This window comes from Nonomuraea typhae, from assembly GCF_009760925.1.
Taxonomy (GTDB): Bacteria; Actinomycetota; Actinomycetes; order Streptosporangiales; family Streptosporangiaceae; genus Nonomuraea; species Nonomuraea typhae.
The window spans coordinates 518,095-534,650 of the sequence record NZ_VRLV01000002.1; the positions used below are offsets into that span (position 1 = coordinate 518,095).

The 16,556-nt window shown below is 70.2% G+C and carries 15 protein-coding genes; 4 read left to right on the plus strand and 11 right to left on the minus strand.

Translation table 11 applies throughout. The features are described from left to right. Window positions 1-149 precede the first annotated feature (149 nt). Window positions 150-734, minus strand: a complete 585-nt coding sequence (locus FVE25_RS08880; RefSeq protein WP_181019553.1) for an alpha/beta fold hydrolase — start codon at window positions 732-734, stop codon at window positions 150-152. Between FVE25_RS08880 and FVE25_RS08885 the strand changes: the two genes are divergently transcribed. Further along, a complete protein-coding gene (locus tag FVE25_RS08885; RefSeq protein WP_219825397.1) occupies window positions 718-1,167 on the plus strand; it encodes a TetR-like C-terminal domain-containing protein in 450 nt (149 codons plus the stop codon). The two genes, FVE25_RS08880 and FVE25_RS08885, sit on opposite strands and share 17 nt — an antisense overlap. Before the next feature lie 150 nt (window positions 1,168-1,317). Here FVE25_RS08885 and FVE25_RS08890 read toward each other — a convergent pair whose 3' ends face one another. Further along, on the minus strand, window positions 1,318-2,358 hold the full coding sequence (locus FVE25_RS08890) for a PHP domain-containing protein (protein ID WP_157245941.1): 1,041 nt from the start codon (window positions 2,356-2,358) through the stop codon (window positions 1,318-1,320). Window positions 2,359-2,795: 437 nt separating this feature from the next. Here FVE25_RS08890 and FVE25_RS08895 point away from each other — a divergent pair, with 437 nt between their 5' ends. The 3 genes from FVE25_RS08895 (at window position 2,796) to FVE25_RS08905 (ending at window position 6,442) form a co-directional block, all read left to right on the plus strand. Further along, window positions 2,796-3,572, plus strand: a complete 777-nt coding sequence (locus tag FVE25_RS08895; protein ID WP_219825398.1) for a calcium-binding protein — start codon at window positions 2,796-2,798, stop codon at window positions 3,570-3,572. 252 nt (window positions 3,573-3,824) lie between these two features. Next, window positions 3,825-5,285: a PQQ-dependent sugar dehydrogenase gene (locus tag FVE25_RS08900; RefSeq protein WP_157245943.1), complete on the plus strand. Its 1,461-nt coding sequence runs from the start codon at window positions 3,825-3,827 to the stop codon at window positions 5,283-5,285. 323 nt (window positions 5,286-5,608) lie between these two features. After that, a complete protein-coding gene (locus FVE25_RS08905; RefSeq protein ID WP_181019508.1) occupies window positions 5,609-6,442 on the plus strand; it encodes a LamG domain-containing protein in 834 nt (277 codons plus the stop codon). 41 nt (window positions 6,443-6,483) lie between these two features. On the opposite strand, the gene FVE25_RS08910 is transcribed toward FVE25_RS08905, so the two are convergent. From FVE25_RS08910 to FVE25_RS08950, 9 genes are all read right to left on the minus strand, one after another. Further along, entirely contained in the window at window positions 6,484-6,888 is a 405-nt protein-coding gene (locus FVE25_RS08910; RefSeq protein ID WP_246266809.1) for a hypothetical protein, read from the minus strand. Between the two features lie 141 nt (window positions 6,889-7,029). Continuing rightward, on the minus strand, window positions 7,030-7,968 hold the full coding sequence (locus FVE25_RS08915; protein WP_157245945.1) for a leucine-rich repeat domain-containing protein: 939 nt from the start codon (window positions 7,966-7,968) through the stop codon (window positions 7,030-7,032). Between the two features lie 11 nt (window positions 7,969-7,979). Beyond that, window positions 7,980-10,331: an aerobic carbon-monoxide dehydrogenase large subunit gene (gene cutA, locus FVE25_RS08920; RefSeq protein ID WP_157245946.1), complete on the minus strand. Its 2,352-nt coding sequence runs from the start codon at window positions 10,329-10,331 to the stop codon at window positions 7,980-7,982. Between the two features lie 101 nt (window positions 10,332-10,432). Further along, window positions 10,433-10,912 (minus strand): (2Fe-2S)-binding protein, encoded by a 480-nt coding sequence (locus FVE25_RS08925; RefSeq protein WP_157245947.1) that lies wholly within the window; start codon window positions 10,910-10,912, stop codon window positions 10,433-10,435. After that, window positions 10,909-11,778: an FAD binding domain-containing protein gene (locus tag FVE25_RS08930; protein WP_157245948.1), complete on the minus strand. Its 870-nt coding sequence runs from the start codon at window positions 11,776-11,778 to the stop codon at window positions 10,909-10,911. Before FVE25_RS08930 ends, FVE25_RS08925 begins: the two co-directional genes overlap by 4 nt. Further along, complete coding sequence (locus FVE25_RS08935) at window positions 11,775-13,130, minus strand: uracil-xanthine permease family protein (RefSeq protein WP_157245949.1); 1,356 nt, start codon at window positions 13,128-13,130, stop codon at window positions 11,775-11,777. Before FVE25_RS08935 ends, FVE25_RS08930 begins: the two co-directional genes overlap by 4 nt. 153 nt (window positions 13,131-13,283) lie before the next feature. Next, window positions 13,284-14,597, minus strand: a complete 1,314-nt coding sequence (locus tag FVE25_RS08940; RefSeq protein ID WP_157245950.1) for a uracil-xanthine permease family protein — start codon at window positions 14,595-14,597, stop codon at window positions 13,284-13,286. 87 nt (window positions 14,598-14,684) lie between these two features. Continuing rightward, complete coding sequence (locus FVE25_RS08945) at window positions 14,685-14,894, minus strand: RNA-binding S4 domain-containing protein (RefSeq protein ID WP_157245951.1); 210 nt, start codon at window positions 14,892-14,894, stop codon at window positions 14,685-14,687. Between the two features lie 11 nt (window positions 14,895-14,905). After that, window positions 14,906-16,516, minus strand: coding sequence for a PucR family transcriptional regulator (locus FVE25_RS08950; protein ID WP_157245952.1), 1,611 nt, complete (start codon window positions 16,514-16,516; stop codon window positions 14,906-14,908). Window positions 16,517-16,556 lie beyond the last annotated feature (40 nt).

Genomic DNA, 16,556 nt, shown 5'->3' on the forward strand with positions numbered 1-16,556 from the left:
GCACTCGCGCCGAGCGGAGGAGGTGCGACCTGCCGCAGCCAGATCGCCGACCACCCGGCCGATGTGCTCGGGGGTGATCTACCAGGCGGCTCGGTCAAAGCCTGAGGCTGGTTGCACGTCAGGCTTTGACCAATTCGTGGATGCGGAGGTCAGATCTTGAGCGCCTGCTTCAGCCAGTCGTAGATGATCGGCATGACCTGGCCCAGTTTGGTGATGGCGCAGTGGCCGGTGCCTTCGATGAGTTCGACGCGGGTGTCGCGGCGGCCGCGGAAGACGAGGGTGTCGTGCTGGGGCACGTGGACGTCGTCGGCGCCGTTGACGACCAGCATCGGGGCGTTGGCGTCCCGGTCGAGCAGGGGGCGCAGGGTGAAGGCGGAGAAGCGGGCGGCGACCTGGTCGGGGCTGGGGACGGTGTCGAAGCCGAGGGCGTTGCCGACGATGCCCTCCATGCCGTGGGCGAAGGAGCGGCCCGCGGTGAAGGCGGCTTCGAGGGGACCGCCGAGGTCGACGGCGGCGTCCACGGAGCCGGTCAGGCCGGTGGTGGCGGAGTAGTGGCCGCCCATGGACAGGCCGAAGTGGGCGACCTGGCCGTTGCCGAGCGTGCGGGCGTGGGCGATGAGGCCGTCGATGAGCTCGGCGCCGCCGTCGTGGGTCATCGGGATGTGGCTGGTTTCGCCGGTGCCGGCCAGGTCGAAGGCCAGGACCCGGGTGCCGGGCGTGCACGAGACCTCCATCTACCGGCGCTGGCGCACCAGGGAGAACCTCCTGGTCGACGCCATGCTGGCCGCCAGCGACCGGCACATCCCCATCCCCGGCTCCGGTTCCGTGCGCGAAGACCTGCACGCCTTCGCCGCCACGGTCGCGGCCTACCTGGGCGACCCGCTCGGCGCCGCGCTCGCCCGCGTCGCGGTGCTCCCCGTCGACGACCCCGACATTGCCCACGCACGGGCCACGTTCTGGAACTCGCGCATCGACGCGGCCGCGGAGATGATCGAACGCGGCATCGCCCGCGGCGAGATACCCGCCGGCGCCGATCCCCGCACGGCTCTCGAAGCACTCATCGCGCCCCTGCACAGCCGGGCGCTCATAACAGGCGAACCTCTGGACGACGGCCTCCCCCATACCCTGGCCGACCTCGTACTGAACGGCCTGCTGCCCCGGCAGTGAGCGCCCAGCCTCTTCGGGCCCGGAGCCCACCAGTGCGCCGGGCTCCTGTGCCCCTCCCGAGACCTGCGGTTCAGTCCTCGCGGCCCCAGAAGTCGTACGGCGTGCGGCCCCAGCGCGCCGGGCTCCTGCGCCCCTCCCGAGACCTGCGGTTCAGTCCTCGCGGCCCCAGAAGTCGTACGGCGTGCGGCCCGGGCGGAAGCCGTGGGCCGTGGCCATGTCGGCGGCTTCGCGAAAGCGGCGGGCGAGGAGGGCGGGCTCGTGGGCGTCGCTGCCGAACGTCACCGCTTGGCCGCCTTCCTCGTGCCACCACCCCAGCAGGGCCGGGTGCAGCGGGATGGACGTGTTGATCTCGAGTGCCCGGCCCGACTGGGCGGTCGTGCGGAGCGCGTGGCGGAACTCCTCCTGGAACGCCAGGACGTCGAAGGGCCCGGCCTTCTCCTCCGGCCAGTAACGGAGCGGGTAGTCGATGTGGGCCAGCACGGCGAACGCGTCGCTCTGCGTGACCAGCCTGGCGATCTCGGCCAGGTAGTCGCGGACGACGTCGGCCGGGTCCCGTTGGGCGTACTGGCCCGGGGGTTCGGCGAAGCCGTCGCCGTACGGCAGGCAGTGGAGTGAGCCGAGCACACGGTCGAAGCCCCCGCCGGCGAGCAGCTTCGTGACGGCCGCCGCGTGCCAATGGGGTTCGCCGACCTCCATGCCGCTCAGGATCCGCAGGCCGGGGAAGCGGTCACGGCAGCGCTCGATCGCCTCCAGGTAGCCGATGGGGTCGAAGGGCGGCGGGGTCAGGCGGCCGTCCGGAGTGATCAGGCTGAAAAGGTGATCGTCCAGGCCAAGACCACCCGAATCAAGGCCACTCGGACCAAGACCACCGGGGTCAAGGCCACCCGAACCAAGACCGGGGTCACCGGGGTCACCGGGGTCAAGACCACCCAGACCAGGACCACCCGGACCAGGACCACCCGGACCAAGGCCGCCAGCCCGAGGCGCGGCAGATCCAGGCACGTCAGAGCCGGTAAGGGCGGTTCGGGGGAGGGCGGCGGCGACGGCCCAGATGGTGTGGTCGACGTGTTCGGTGAAGGCGATCGCCGGTAGGCCCAGCGCCAGTGCCTGTTCGCAGGTGCGTTCCATCGAGCCCAGCGGCGCGTCCCAGGACCATTCGCTGTGCACGTGGCTGTCGGCGGGCAACGTCATGAACACCGACCCTACGTGAGTGAGTTGAAGGATTGACAGCCGATTTTGGCGGGTTACGCTTCGGCCGGAGGCTAACGTAAGCGCTTTCGGAAGCGCTTACTAAATACACCGTCGATCACTCGACCGAGAGGATCCGGATGTCGGCCCTTCGTGTGCGCTTATCGGTCCTGGCCATCGCTGGTTTGCTCGGAGTACCGGTGCCCGCCGGCGCCGGTGTTGCCGACGAACCGGCTGGTGCTCCCGGGCACGCCGCGTGTGACCCGGGGAGCGCGGTGGTCAGCAATGTGAACGCAAAGAGCAACTGGGCGCCGGTGACAGCGTCGAAGTGGAGGTTCCCGGGAGATCAGGTCATTCTGGCGGAGGCGGGCGTGGCGCGACCGGGGCCGCGGCGGCCGTTCGAGTACGCGGTGCTTACCGCGGGGCCAGAGTTCGCTTCGGTGGAGATCGAGGCCACCGTACGACTGGACACTCCCACCAGCATCAGCAACCGTGACGTGATCATCGTATTCGGCTATCGGTCGGACACGCAGTTCTACTACGTGCATCTGTCGCAGGACAACACCATCTACCCCCACAACGGGATCTTCGTCGTCAACAACGCGGACCGGCTGAGGCTCGACCATCAGTGGAACGGCCGGGTCGGCGCGCCACCTGCCGTCACCGACGCGGAGTGGCATCGGGTCCGGGTACGGCACTGCGCGGCCACCGGGGAGATCGCCGTGTTCATGGACGGGGCCACGACTCCGCTCATGACCGCGACCGACCGGACGCTCGGGTCAGGGCGTGCAGGATTCGGGTCGTTCGACAACATCGGCCGCATGCGGGACATGACGCTACGCGGGACCCCGGTCTGCGCGGGCGCGGCGTCCACGGTCACGGGGACGGACGGGCGTGACGTGCTCACCGGCACGCCCGAGGCCGACGTGATCTCCGGGCTCGCGGGCGACGACCTTCTGACCGGGCTCGGCGGGGACGACGTCGTCTGCGGCGGCGACGGCAGGGACGTGGTGCTCACCGGCGCCGGAAACGACCAGGTCTACGGCGAGGCCGGCACGGACGTGCTCTCCGGGGGCCGCGGCGACGACTCGCTGTACGGCGGAGCGGACTCCGACGTCATCAACGGGGGATCGGGCGACGATCAGCTGTACGGCACGCGGGGCACGGACGTGCTCCTCGGCGGCCCCGGCCACGACACCACCCACCCAGACCCCTGATCCACCCCACCCGGCCAACCAGGAAGCTTCGCCGCCTCACCCGGCCGACAACCACCCCCACAGTCCCTCATCCCGGTCCATCCGGGTCAAGAACGCCGAGTTCCGAGCTGCCTTCAGAGCTCCGCCCCCTTCACCCACCTGCTGATCAAGGCTCCCGCGCCCGGCTTCCCGCCCGGCGCCGCCGTACCCGAAACAAGGGGCCCACAGGACCCGAGACTGAATTCCGCCCGCTTTCGACCCTCTGGTGATGCCATGACCGTGAAACCCCTCCGGACCCTGGCTGCCGCTCTGCTTGTGACCGTTCTGGTGACGACTCCGGCGGTGGCCGAACCCGATGTCCCCCTCGACGATCCGATCCCGGAGAAGCCGACCCCCTCCGCGCTGACGCTCACGCTGGAGGAGTTCGCCCAGTTCCCGAAGACGGAGCCGGTGCCGGCCCCGACCGACCAGCGGCTGGTGCGGTGGGCCCGGATCAACTACCTGGGCCAGGTGCCGGACCGCTCCGGCCGGTTGTTCGTGAACGATCTCAACGGCACGTTGTACCTGCGTGACAAGGGTGTCTGGCAGGAGTACCTGAATGTGGGCGCCACCTTCGCCCCGGACTTCATCTCCGGGCGGGGCCTGGGGAGCGGTTTCGGGTTCGTGGCGTTCCATCCGGAGTTCGCGAAGAACGGGAAGTTCTACACCGTCCACACCGAGGCGGGGGCGGCGCTGACCACGAAGACGCCGGACCTCACCCCGCAGCCGAACTCCGTCGTCCACGGCGTGATCGACGAGTGGACGGCGACGGACCCGAAGGCCGCCACGTTCCAGGGAACGCGGCGCGAGATCCTGCGCCTCGGCTTCGGCACCAACATCCACGGCATTCAGCAGATCGACTTCAACCCGACGGCCCGGCGGCACGACCCCGACTACGGCCTGCTGTACGTGGCGGCCGGTGACGGCGGGCGCGGCGTGAGCACGACCTACCCGCAGGACCTGGGCCTGCCGCAGGGCAAGGTCCTGCGGATCGACCCGGCCGGGACCAACAGCGCGAACGGCAAGTACGGCATCCCGGCCGCGAACCCGTTCGTCTCCCGCCCCGGCGCGCTCGGCGAGATCTACGCGTACGGCATGCGCGACCCGCACCGTTTCTCCTGGGATCCGGGCGGCTCGAACCGCATGTTCCTGGGGCACATCGGCGAGCACGCGATCGAGGCGATCTACGACGTGCGCGCGGGCGACAACTTCGGCTGGAGCGTGCGCGAGGGGTCGTTCGTGTTCAAGAAGGAGGATCGCTGCAAGCTCTACACGCTTCCGGCGGACGACGCCCAATACGGCTACACCTACCCGGTGGCCGCCTACGACCACGACCCGCCGCCCGGTCACTCGTGCACGGCCGACAGCGGGCACGCGGTGGTTGGCGGCCTGGTCTACCGCGGCTGGCGGCTGCCGTTCCTGTACGGGAAGTACGTGTTCGGCGACATCGTGGACGGGCGGATCTGGTTCACGTACGCCTCGCGGATGCGCCGGGGCCAGGACCGCGCGGTCATGTACGAGCCGAAGCTGCGCGACAAGGCGACCGGTCAGCTGGTGACCATGAAGGATCTGGCCGGGCACAACCGCGTCGACCTGCGGTTCGGCCGCGACGGCAACGGTGAGCTGTACGTGCTGTCGAAGGCGAACGGCAAGATCTGGAAGATCACCGGGGCGAGGTGGGAGTTCGGGTCATGAAATTTCGACATCTGTCCGCTCTGACCGCACTACTCCTCGCCATCTCCCTCACCGGTACGGCTACCGCGAACGCCGACCCCGCAAGAACAGGGGCGGCCCAGGCCGAGGCGGACCCTGCCAAGGCAAGCCCAGCCCGGGCGGGCAACACCGAAGCACACCAACCCAAGGCAGACGAAGCCGAAGCGGCACCGGCCGGGGCAGACCAAGCCGGGGCAGACCAAGCCGGGGCAGACCAACCCGAAGCGGCCCAACCCGAAGCGGCCCAGGCCGGGGCGGAGCAGATCGGGGTCCGGGGCTGGGGGTGGCCCGTGGTTCTGCCTGGGTTGCGTCGTCATCTGATCGCCCACTACGACTTCGAGCACCCGGACCCCGCCAACCCCGCCACCGAGCGCGACCAGGGCCGCTCCGGCACCGGCCTCACGCTGATCAACGGCGGCCCCGCCATGCGGGTACCCGACCGCGCGCACCGCGGCAGCCGTACCGCACTCCAGGTCCAGCAGGTCAGCCCGGCGACGGCGGGCAACGACGACTGGAAGGCGGGCGTCTACTCCCCCACCGGCGTCCCGTCGCTGCGCGCCTTCAACGGGGTGCGCGGCGTCACGATCATGGGCTGGTTCAAGATGACCGGCCAGAACCCGAGCCCGAACTCCAACTCCGCCAATCCGGACGACTTCTACGGCGCGATCGGCCTGGCCGGGATCCTCAGCGGCACCTCGCAGGGGCACGACGTGCGGGCGCTGCTGGAGCTGATCACGGTCAACGGCGAGATGCGCGTGGTCGCGCTGGGCCGGCGGGTGGACGGGGCCAGTTCGCAGACGTTCGCGGCAAGCCGGCCGTGGCAGGAGATTCTCCCGCAGAACGAGTGGGTGTTCCTGGCGGCCACGTTCGACTACGACACCGCCGCGATGCGCCTGTACAGGAACGGCCGCCCGCTGGACGGCTTCTACACCCTGACCGGCGACCCCTGGACGGTCGAGGGCCCGCCCGAGCCCGATCTGGCCTCGCCCAGCGACCCGCGCGGGATCAAGATCGGCGGCAGCTACCCGCAGAACACCCGCGAGAACAATCCCTGCAACTGCCGGATGGACAGCCTCATGTTCCTTGACCGGATCGCCACCCCTGGCCAGATCCTCGCCCAGTACTACCTGGTCAGGTGAGCCACCACAGGGCCGGTGCCGCCACACCGGCCCGGTGGACGTCAGGGTGACGGGGTGGGCGTCTTGGTCCGGTGGTCTTTGAGATGGAGGTCGCCGTTCAGCCGTACCCGGATCTTGTCGAGCACCTTGCGGGTGGACAGCGCGGTCCAGAGGTAGCCGACCAGATGCGGGTTGTACTCGGGGGCGGTGTCCATCCAGGCGTCCTTGCCGGCCTCGGTGGAGAAGGTGGTGATGAAGAACTCGCCGTCCCGGGTCTTGCAGTGGCCCTGGCGGAGTTCCGCGGCATCGATCTGGATCTTGGGCCGGCAGCCGACCTTGGCGGCGAGCTGCTCGACGGTGAGCGCCACGGGCTTGACGTTCCCGGCCGCGGCCACGTACCCGCCGGACCCGCCACCGCCGCCGGGCGAGCAGGCCGCAGCCAGCACGACGAAGAGCCCGCAAGCCATCAGACGCGTAAATGTCGTCATGCGCGGAGATACGCATGCCTTGCGACCCCGGTTCAGTCAGACCCGGCGACGCGCACGCCCGACAACACCGCGCCGCCCGACAACACCACGCCGCCCGACAACACCACGCCGCCCGCCGGGTCAGCGCAGCACCACGCACCCCCGCGCCCGCAGCCGTTCGAGCACGGGCGGCTCGCCGTCCAGCTTGGTCCACCGCAGGTCGAGCTTCTCCAGGGTGTACGGCAGCGCGTCCGGCAACGTCCGCAGCCGGTTGTTCCGCAGATCGAGATGCGTCAACCGGCCCGGCAGCAACGGCAACTCCCGGAGGTGGTTGTTGCGCAGATCCAGCACCCGCAACTCCACCAAACCCGACATATCCGGCAAGGAAGTCAACCGATTCCCCTGAAGATGCAACTCCCGCAACCGCGACAACCTCCCCACCGACGACGGCAGCGAGACCAGCCGATTGTTGTACACCCTCAGCTCCACCAGCCCCGCCATGTCCCCGATCGTCGCCGGCAACGAGGTCAGCCGGTTGTCGGTCAGGTTGAGATACGCCAGCCGATCCAGCCGCCCCAGCGCCGAGGGCACCTCGGTGAGCCCGTTGTCACTGAGATACAGGTAGTCCGTCAGCCCGAGATCCCCGATCTCGGCAGGCACGGAGCCGAGCCGGTTGTGCCCGAGATCGAGCATCCGCAACGCCCCGAGCCCGCCGATGGCAGGCGAGAGCTCGGTGATCGCGTTCTCGGCGAGGTTGAGCGACTCCAGCCTGGTCAGCTTCCAGACCGCGCCGGGCACCTCCCTGATCCGGTTCCCGCCGAGCGCCAGGTGCCGCAGCCCGCCCGGCAACGACGCGGGAACGGTCTCGACGGCGTTGCCGTACAGGAAAAGCACCTCGAGGTACGGCGGGCAGTCGGGCACCCGCGTGAGCCGGTTCCCGTCAAGGTGCAACTCCCGCAACCCACTAAATCCCGACAAATCGGGGACGTCGGCCAGCGAGTTCCCGTCCAGCACCAGCGCCGAAACCCCCGTGGGGTCCGGCACCTCCGTCAGCCCTCGCCACGCCAGGTCCATCCGCATGGCCGAGCAGCCTAGCCGCCCCGCAGATGGAACAGATCGGAGGGCGACAGCGGCATGCGATCGATGTCGATCCCCTCGGCGTCCTCCACCGCCGAGGCGATGACCGCCGACACCGGGATCACGCCCGCCTCCCCGGCCCCCTTGATGCCGAGCGGGTTGAGGGGCGAAGGCGTCTCCAGATGCGCGGTCTCGATCCGCGGGATCTCACTGGCGTACGGCATGAGAAAGTCCATGAACGAGGCATTCAGCAACTGACCGTGCTCGTCGTAGGCCATCCGCTCATAGAGGGCGCCGCCGATCCCCTGGGCGACCCCGCCGTGCACCTGCCCCTCGACGATCATCGGATTGATCAGCCGCCCGCAGTCATGGACCACCGCATACCGCACGATCCGGATCTCGGCCGTCTCCGGGTCCGTCTCGACGATCGCCGCGTGCATCCCCGCCGCGAACGTCGACCGGATCGGCGAGTAGAAGTCCCGCCCCTCCAGCCCGGGCTCCTCCCCCTCGGCCACCGGCGGCCGATCGACGGGCGTCGCCGTGGAGAACTGGGTCGCCTTGGCCGTCTCGGCGTCGAACGAATACCGCAACGGATTCGCCAGCACCGCCACCGTGCCCAGCGGGATCGACGCCGACGGCGCCCCCACCACGTGCACCATCCCGTCGGCGATGTCCAGATCGCCGGGATCGGCCTCCAGCGCCTCCGCCGCGATCCGCAGCGCCTTCTCCCGGACCTTCCTGCAGGCCAGCGCGATGGCGTTGCCACTGACCACCGCCGCGCGGGAGGCGAAGGTGCCCACGGCGTACCCGAACCGGCGGGTGTCGCCCGTGACCACGGACACCGTCTCGAGCGGGACGCCCAGCTCACTCGCGGCGATCTGCGCGAACACCGTCTCGTGCCCCTGCCCCTGCGAGGTCAGCCCGGTGGAGACGTGCACGCGGCCGTCGGAGGTGATCTGCACGTGCCCGCCCTCGTAGGGGCCGACGCCGGTCCCCTCGACGTAACAGGCCAGCCCGATTCCCCGGTTGGGGGTGCGCTCGAAGGAGTCCCAGCCGATGAGCTCCTTGATCATGCGGAGCATCTCCGGGTAGTCGCCGCTGTCGTAGACGAGCGGCCGCCCGTCCTGGAACGTCATGCGCTGGTCGTAGGGGAACTCGTCGGGGCCGATGAAGTTGGCCGCGCGCACGTCCGCGCGGTCGAGGCCGAGATGCTGGGCGATCTTGTCCATCGTCCGTTCCATGCAGAAGACACCCTGCGGGCGGCCCGCGCCCCGGTACGGCGTGACCTGCACGGTGTTGGTGTAGATCGAGCTGAACTCGACCCGGTAGGAGCCGATCTTGTACGGCCCGAGCAGCTGCGTGGAGGTGATGATCGGCACGATGATGCCGTAGGGCGTGTAGGCGCCGTGGTCGTGCAGGATCGTCACCTCCAGCCCCAGCACGCGCCCGTCGTCGTCGAAGCCGGCCCGCACGTACTGCACCTGGCCCCGCTCGTGCGCGCTGGAGATGAAGTGCTCGCGCCGGTCCTCGGTCCACTTGATCTCGCGCCCGAGCGTCATCGCCGCCCAGGGCACCAGGATCTCCTCCGGCCACGGGTGCACGATCTTGACCCCGAACCCGCCGCCCACGTCCGGGGCGATCACCTCGACCCGGGGCAGCGGCAGCCCGAGCTTGGCCGCGATCGCCATCCGCACGCTGGTGGAGGTCTGGGTGCTGGAGTACACGCGCAGGTCGCCGCCGTCCCAGCGGGCGAAGACGCCGCGGCCCTCCAGCGGGGTGGAGGCGCTGCGCTCGATGTCCAGCCGGAAGGCGAGCGTGTGCGGCGCGGTCTCGATGCATTCACGGGCGCTCAGCCCGCTCGCCGACGTCACCTCCTGGACCAGATGGGCGCCCAGGTTGCCCGGCACGTCCTCGTGCACGAGCGGCGCGCCCTGCGCCGCCTCCTCCAGGCCGACGACCGGCTTGAGCGGCTCGTAGCCGACCTCGATCAGCGCGCAGGCGTCCTCGGCCAGGTACCGGTCCGTGGCGACGACCATGACGACGGGCTCGCCCACGTGCCGGACCACCTCCTTGGCCAGCGGGTAGGCGGTGCGGCCGTGGGTGAGCGCCGGATGCGGGATCAGCAGGGGCAGCGGCTCCGCCACCCCCGCCGGGAGGTCCTCCCAGGTGTAGACGGCGACCAGGCCCTCGACGTCCAGGGCGGCGCCGACGTCGATGTCCCGGATGCGGGCGTGCGCGTGCGGCGACCTGACGAAGGCGGCGGCCAGCGCATCCCCGCCGAGGTCGTCAAGGTAGCGCCCCTGACCGGTCAGCAGGCGTTCGTCCTCCACCCGCCGCACCGGCTCACCGAACAGCCGCGTCCCCACGCCTCAACCCCCTCCGCCTCAACTCCGAACGCCCCGAGGACCCCGAAAGCCCCCATCCCCGATATGTCCGGCGCGTCCCGCGCCAGACATATCCCGAAATTTCACGACTCCTCCGCGATCAGCTCCGCAGCCCGATGCACAGCCTTCGCGATGTTCTGATAACCGGTGCACCGGCAAAGATTCCCGGAAATCCCCTCCAGCACCTCATCGGCGGTAGGCGCCGGATTCTCCCGCAGCAAAGCGGTAACCGTGCACAAGAACCCAGGAGTACAGAACCCGCACTGCAACCCATGACACTCGGCGAAGGCCCGCTGCACCGGAGAAAGCCCGTCAGCCTCCGCCAGTCCCTCCACCGTCGTGACCTCCTGCCCATCCACGCTGACCGCGAAGGTGAGGCACGACCGCACCGGCTCCCCGTCCAGCAGCACGGTGCAGCACCCGCACACTCCGTGCTCACACCCGACGTGCGTCCCGGTCAACCCGAGATCATGACGCAGGCAGTCCGACAGGAGCCGCCTGCCCGGCACACCGACCCTGCGCGCCACGCCGTTCACGACCAGCGTGATCTCATGCAGCTTCACCCACCCTCCCCTCTGGCCGCGGCCTCCCGCAAAGCCCTCCCGGCCAGCACCCCGACCAGATGCCGCCGATATTCGGCAGTGGCATGAATGTCCGCCTCGGGTTCCACGGCATCCTGTACGGCCCGCGCGGCCGACGCCCAGTCCGCCGTGGCCGGAGGCCGATGCCCGCAGAACTCGGTCACCTCGACGACCACCGGCACCACCGACACCCCGATGCACGCCACCTTGGCGACCGAGACCCGCAGATCCTCATCCAGCCCGACCAGCGCGCACACCCCGGCCAAGGCATAGTCCCCGTGCCTGCGGGCGACCTCGGCGAACGCCGTCCCGCATCTTTCCCCCAACGCCGGGAAAAAGGCGGACACGGCCAGTTCACCGGCCCGCAGGGCGGACTCCATCGGCCCCACGAAGAACGACTCCGCCTCCACCTCCCGCTCCCCGTCGCGGGCGGCCAGCCGTACCGAACCCCCGAGAAGAGCCAGTACGGCGGGCAGCTCGGCGGCCGGATCGGCGTGCGCCAGGCTGCCCACGACGGTGCCGCGGTTGCGGACGGCGGGGTGTGCCACCAGCGCCAGCGCCTGCCGCAGGAGGGGCTGCACGTCGGCCACCACCTCGGACCCGAACACCTGCGCGTGCCGGGCGAGAGCGCCCACCCGCACCCCGAACGGCGAGGTCTCGACCGTGGCCAGCTCGGTCAGCCTGCCGATGTCGACGAGGTGCGCCGGGGCGGCCAGGCGCATGTTGAGCATGGGGATCAGGCTCTGGCCGCCGGCGAGCACCTTGCCGTCCGGCCCCGCCTCGGCCAGGACGTCCAGGGCGCTCCGCAGGTCGCGCGGCGCGTGGTACTCGAACGGGGCAGGTTTCACCCAGTCGTCTCCCTGATCTCGGACGGGTGGCCGGCGATCCATCTCAGCAGGTGGTAGCCGCCCACGACCACGATCGTGCCGAACGCGATGCCCTGCACCCGGAACTCCTCGCTGATGATCTGCTCGACCGGCCCGATCGCCAGGATGATGCCCGCGCCGATCGGGACCATGTTCACCGGGTCGGCGAAGTCCACCCGGTTCTCCACCCAGATCTTGGCCCCGAGCAGGCCGATCATGCCATAGAGGATGACCGTGACCCCGCCCAGCACGCCGCCCGGCGTGGCGGCGACCAGCGCGCCGAACTTCGGGCACAGGCCGAACAGGATCGCGATCACGCCGGCGATGTAGTAGGCGGCGGTGGAGTAGACGCGGGTGGCGGCCATGACGCCGATGTTCTCGGCGTAGGTGGTGGTCGGGGATCCGCCGACCGCGCTGGTGACGGCGGTGGCCAGGCCGTCGGCGGCGACGGCGCGGCCCACGTAGGGGTCGACGTCGGTCCCGGTCATCTCGCCGACGGCCTTGACGTGCCCGATGTTCTCCGCGATCAGGGCGATCACCGCGGGCAGGACCAGCAGGACCGCGCCGAATCGGATGTCGGGCCCCTGGAAGTTCGGCAGCCCGATCCAGTCGGCGCCGGCGACCTTGGAGAAGTCGACGCGCGGGTGGGTGTCGATCTTGCCGGTGGCGGCGTTCAGCGCGGTGACGTTACCGAAGATCCGGTCCGCGCCCCACGACAGCAGGAATCCGGCGACCAGCCCGACCAGGATGCCGATCCGCCCGATGAACCCCTTGAAGGCCACGATCACGACGAAGGTGATCAGCATGGTGATCAGCGCCATCCACTGGTCCTGCGGCCAGTAGACCCGGGCCACCACGAACGCCAGCCCGAACCCGATGAGCATGACGACCGCGCCGGTGACCACGGGCGGGAAGATGCGGTGGATGACCTGCACCCCGAGGACGTGGATGGCCACCCCCGCCAGGGCCAGCACGAGTCCCGCGACGAGGATCGCGCCGGTGACGATCGCGTCGGCCGCCGGGGTGTCGCCGCCCATGAGCGCCCGGATCGCCAGGACGCCGCCCACGAACGAGGCGCTGGTGCCCAGGTAGCTGGGCACCTTCCCCTTGACGATCAGCAGGAACAAGATGGTGGCGACCCCGGACATCATGATGGCCACGTTCGGATCGAGGCCCATCACGATCGGGAAGACGAAGGTCGCGCCGAACATCGCGATCACGTGCTGCGCGCCGAACCCGGCCATCCGGGGCCAGGACAGGCGTTCGTCCGGCCGGACGACCTCGCCGGGAGCCAGGTGTTTGCCGTCGCCGTGTTTGGTCCAACCTGAAACCATGAGAGCCCCTCTTCCACTGGGCCGTCGGTTCGGTGGCCGCCCCGCAGGCTCCTCCGCGGCGGTTTTCTCGCTTGATCGGGCACATTAGGCCGGATCTCGCTGCCCTACACCGTCATGATCTGCCAAAGCTGCGCTCGTGACCAGTAGTGGTTGTCACATCGCCCGGCGTACGGCCCGCAGCACGTGGTAGCCGAGGAGCAGGACGATCGTGCCCAGCGTGATGCCGCCGAGGGAGAAGGTGCCGGTGATGGGGAAGGCGACCGGGCCGATGGCGCAGATGATCCCGGCGCCCACCGGGACCATGTTGGCCGGGTCGGCCAGGTTGACCTTGTTCTCGATCCAGATCTTGGCGCCGAGCAGGCCGATCATGCCGTAGAGGATCGTGGTCACCCCGCCCAGCACGCCGCCCGGGATCGCCGCGACCAGGGCGCCGAACTTCGGGCACAGGCCGAACAGGATCGCGATGACCGCGGCGATGTAGTAGGCGGCGGTGGAGTAGACGCGGGTGGCGGCCATGACGCCGATGTTCTCGGCGTAGGTGGTGGTGGCCGAGCCGCCGACGGAGGTGGCGACCACGGTGCCGACGCCGTCGGCCATGACCGCGCGGCCCATGTACCTGTCGACGTCCGCGCCGGTCATCTCGCCGACCGCCTTGACGTGGCCGACGTTCTCGGCGATGAGCGCGATCACCACCGGGAGGCAGACGAGCACCGCCGACACCTCGAAGACCGGCCCGTGCAGTTCGGGCAGCCCGATCCAGTCGGCCCGCGCGACCGCGTCCAGGTTGATCCGCAGGTGCTCGGTGACCTTGCCGTCGCCGCCGGGCGCGGTGATCGGCCCGCCGATCAGGTCCCAGGCCCACGACAGCATGAAGCCGAACACCAGGCCCAGCAGCACGCCGATGCGGCCGAGGAAGCCGCGGAAGATCCCGATGAACACGAAGGAGGCGGCCATCGTCAGCAGGGCCACCCAGGGGTCCTGCGGCCAGTAGACGTCCGCGGCCACGTAGGCCATGCCGAACCCGATGAGCATGACCACGCCGCCGGTGACGATCGGCGGGAAGACGCGATGGATGACGCCCACGCCCAGCCGGTGAATGGCCAGCCCCGCCAGCGCCAGCACGACGCCGACCACCAGCAGCGCCCCCGTGACCGTGGCGCTGTCGCCGCCGGCGGCCCGGATCGCCACGACCGCGCCCACGAACGAGGCGCTGGAGCCCACGTAGCTGGGCACCTTCCCCTGGACGATCAGCAGGAACAGGATCGTCGCGACGCCGGACATCATCACGGCCAGGTTCGCGTCCAGCCCCATGACCAGCGGAAAGACGAACGTCGCGCCGAACATCGCGATGACGTGCTGCGCGCCGAACCCGATCATCCGCGGCCACGACAGCCGCTCGCCGGGCTTGACCACCTCCCCTGGCGCGAGATGCTTCCCGTCGCCGTGCAGCTTCCACCCGAATGCCATCGTGCCTGCCCTTGCCTCTTACCAGCGGAGATGTCTCCTATTTGATGTCGGAGAGCACAATAGAGGCAGGAGTGACACGCGGTGTCATCAGGTCACGTGGATGGAGAAGCCGTCGCCCGTGACCACCTGGCCCGAGCGGATCTTGCAGGTCTTGCGCAACTCGACCTCGCCGTCCACCTTGACCATGCCCTCGGCGATCAGGTGCTTGGCCAGCCCGCCCGTCTCGGTGATGCCGCAGTACTTCAGCAGGTCGCACAGCGGGATGAAGTCAGAGTTCAGCTCGAAGTCCAGGTCCACAACGGCACAGCTTAGATGCCCCGCATCCGCAGCACGTGCAGGGCCAGCGTCAGGTTGAGGCGCAGGTGGTGGTCCTCGGTGAAGTTGCCGAGCATGCGTTCCAGCTTGCCGATGCGGTAGCGCAGGGTGTTGTAGTGGAAGTGCAGCCTGCGGGCGGTCTCGGCGACGTTCAGGTTGGTCTCCAGCAGGACCTGCAGCGTGCGGCGCAGGTCACCGTTCTCGGCGTCGTCGTCGCCGGCCAGCGGGCCCAGGGTCTCGCGGACGAACGCGTGCAGTTCCTCGGTGTCGTTGACCAGCGACAGCAGCCGGTACACCCCCAGCTGGTCGAAGTGCGCGACCGCGCCGGGGCCGTGGAGCTGGCGGCCCACCCGCGCCGCCTTCAGCGCCTGGGCGTACGCCTCGGGCAGCGTGGCCGGGGCCGTGCAGCGCCGGGAGGTGCCGGTCGAGAACGTGGCCGGGAGCGCGTCGGCCAGCGCCGCGGCGGCGTCCTTGGCCACCCTCGCGGCGTCCAGGCCGGCGTCCACCACCGCCACGACCTCGTGGGAGAACCCGGCCACCGCGCCGCGCGGGTCGTGCCGGCGCACGGCCGCGGTCCAGCCGTTGACCAGGCGGTCCTGGGCGCTGCGTTCGTCGCCGTCGGGGTCGAGCTCGGCCACCAGGACCGTGACCGGGCGCTCGAGGTCCCAGCCGAAGGCGCGGGCACGGGCGCCCACCCGCTCGGCGGAGCCCGCCCGGCCGGTCAGGACGTCCCTCAGGAAGTCGGCGCGGTACTTGCTCTCCACCGCGTTGACCGCCTCCTGCCGGGTGACGACCAGGGCGGCGACGGTGGCGGTGCGCTCGAGGATGCCGATGTCGCTGTCGCGGATGGCGCCGGCCGGGCTGTAGGCGATGATCCGGCCGTGGTGGTGACCGCCCGCGACCACGGGGACCGCGGCGAAGGTACGGCCGGCCGTACCGGAGCCGTCGAGTGAGCCGGGCGGCGGGCCCTCACGCGCGGCCGACTCGCGCAGCGCGGCCAGGTGGTCCGGCGGCCCGGCGGAGGCGAGCACCCGGCCGCCCCCGTCCACGGCGGCCACGGCCACGTCGAGCAGCGCGCCCACCTCGGCCGTCACCTCGTTGAGCCCGCCACCGGCCAGGACGACCTGGACCAGCGCCCGGTGGGCCTCCTCGGCGCGGGCGAGGACGGCGGCCTGGCGGTTGAGGATGTCGGTGAGGACCTGGTTGAGGATGTCGTCGAAGCCGACGTCGTTGGGCAGGATGATCAGCGGGAACCCGAGCCGGTCGGCCTGCTCGACCATCTCCCCCGGCAGTTCGTCCACGTATCGGCCGAGTTTGATGGCGAGGGCGGCCAGGCCGCGCTCGTCGAGGTCGGCGACCAGGTGGCCGAGGGACTGCGGGGTGTTGCGCAGCGGGTAGCCGGTGGTGAGCAGCAGCTCGTGCGGCTTGACCCAGGCCAGGATGTCGGGCACCTCCATCACGTTGAGGCGCTGCACGATCCGGCCCAGGCCGCTCTCCCCCGCGATCAGGCGGGCCTCGGCGAGCGTCGAGACGCCCAGAACCTCTCCCACGGAGACGCCGTGGATGATCGTGCCCGTGCTGGCGAGGCGGACGGGGGGCTCCATGTGGTGATTGTGACCCCAGAAGCGGTCTGTCAGGAAGAGC

Bases quoted from the DNA above. Each gene is read 5' to 3' on its own strand.
- FVE25_RS08915 (WP_157245945.1), bottom strand. From the start codon at position 7,968: ATGCGGATGGACCTGGCGTGGCGAGGGCTGACGGAGGTGCCGGACCCC.
- FVE25_RS08910 (WP_246266809.1), bottom strand. From the start codon at position 6,888: ATGGCTTGCGGGCTCTTCGTCGTGCTGGCTGCGGCCTGCTCGCCCGGC.
- FVE25_RS08935 (WP_157245949.1), bottom strand. From the start codon at position 13,130: ATGGTTTCAGGTTGGACCAAACACGGCGACGGCAAACACCTGGCTCCC.
- FVE25_RS08900 (WP_157245943.1), top strand. From the start codon at position 3,825: ATGACCGTGAAACCCCTCCGGACCCTGGCTGCCGCTCTGCTTGTGACC.
- FVE25_RS08940 (WP_157245950.1), bottom strand. From the start codon at position 14,597: ATGGCATTCGGGTGGAAGCTGCACGGCGACGGGAAGCATCTCGCGCCA.
- FVE25_RS08880 (WP_181019553.1), bottom strand. From the start codon at position 734: ATGGAGGTCTCGTGCACGCCCGGCACCCGGGTCCTGGCCTTCGACCTG.
- FVE25_RS08890 (WP_157245941.1), bottom strand. From the start codon at position 2,358: ATGACGTTGCCCGCCGACAGCCACGTGCACAGCGAATGGTCCTGGGAC.
- FVE25_RS08950 (WP_157245952.1), bottom strand. From the start codon at position 16,516: ATGGAGCCCCCCGTCCGCCTCGCCAGCACGGGCACGATCATCCACGGC.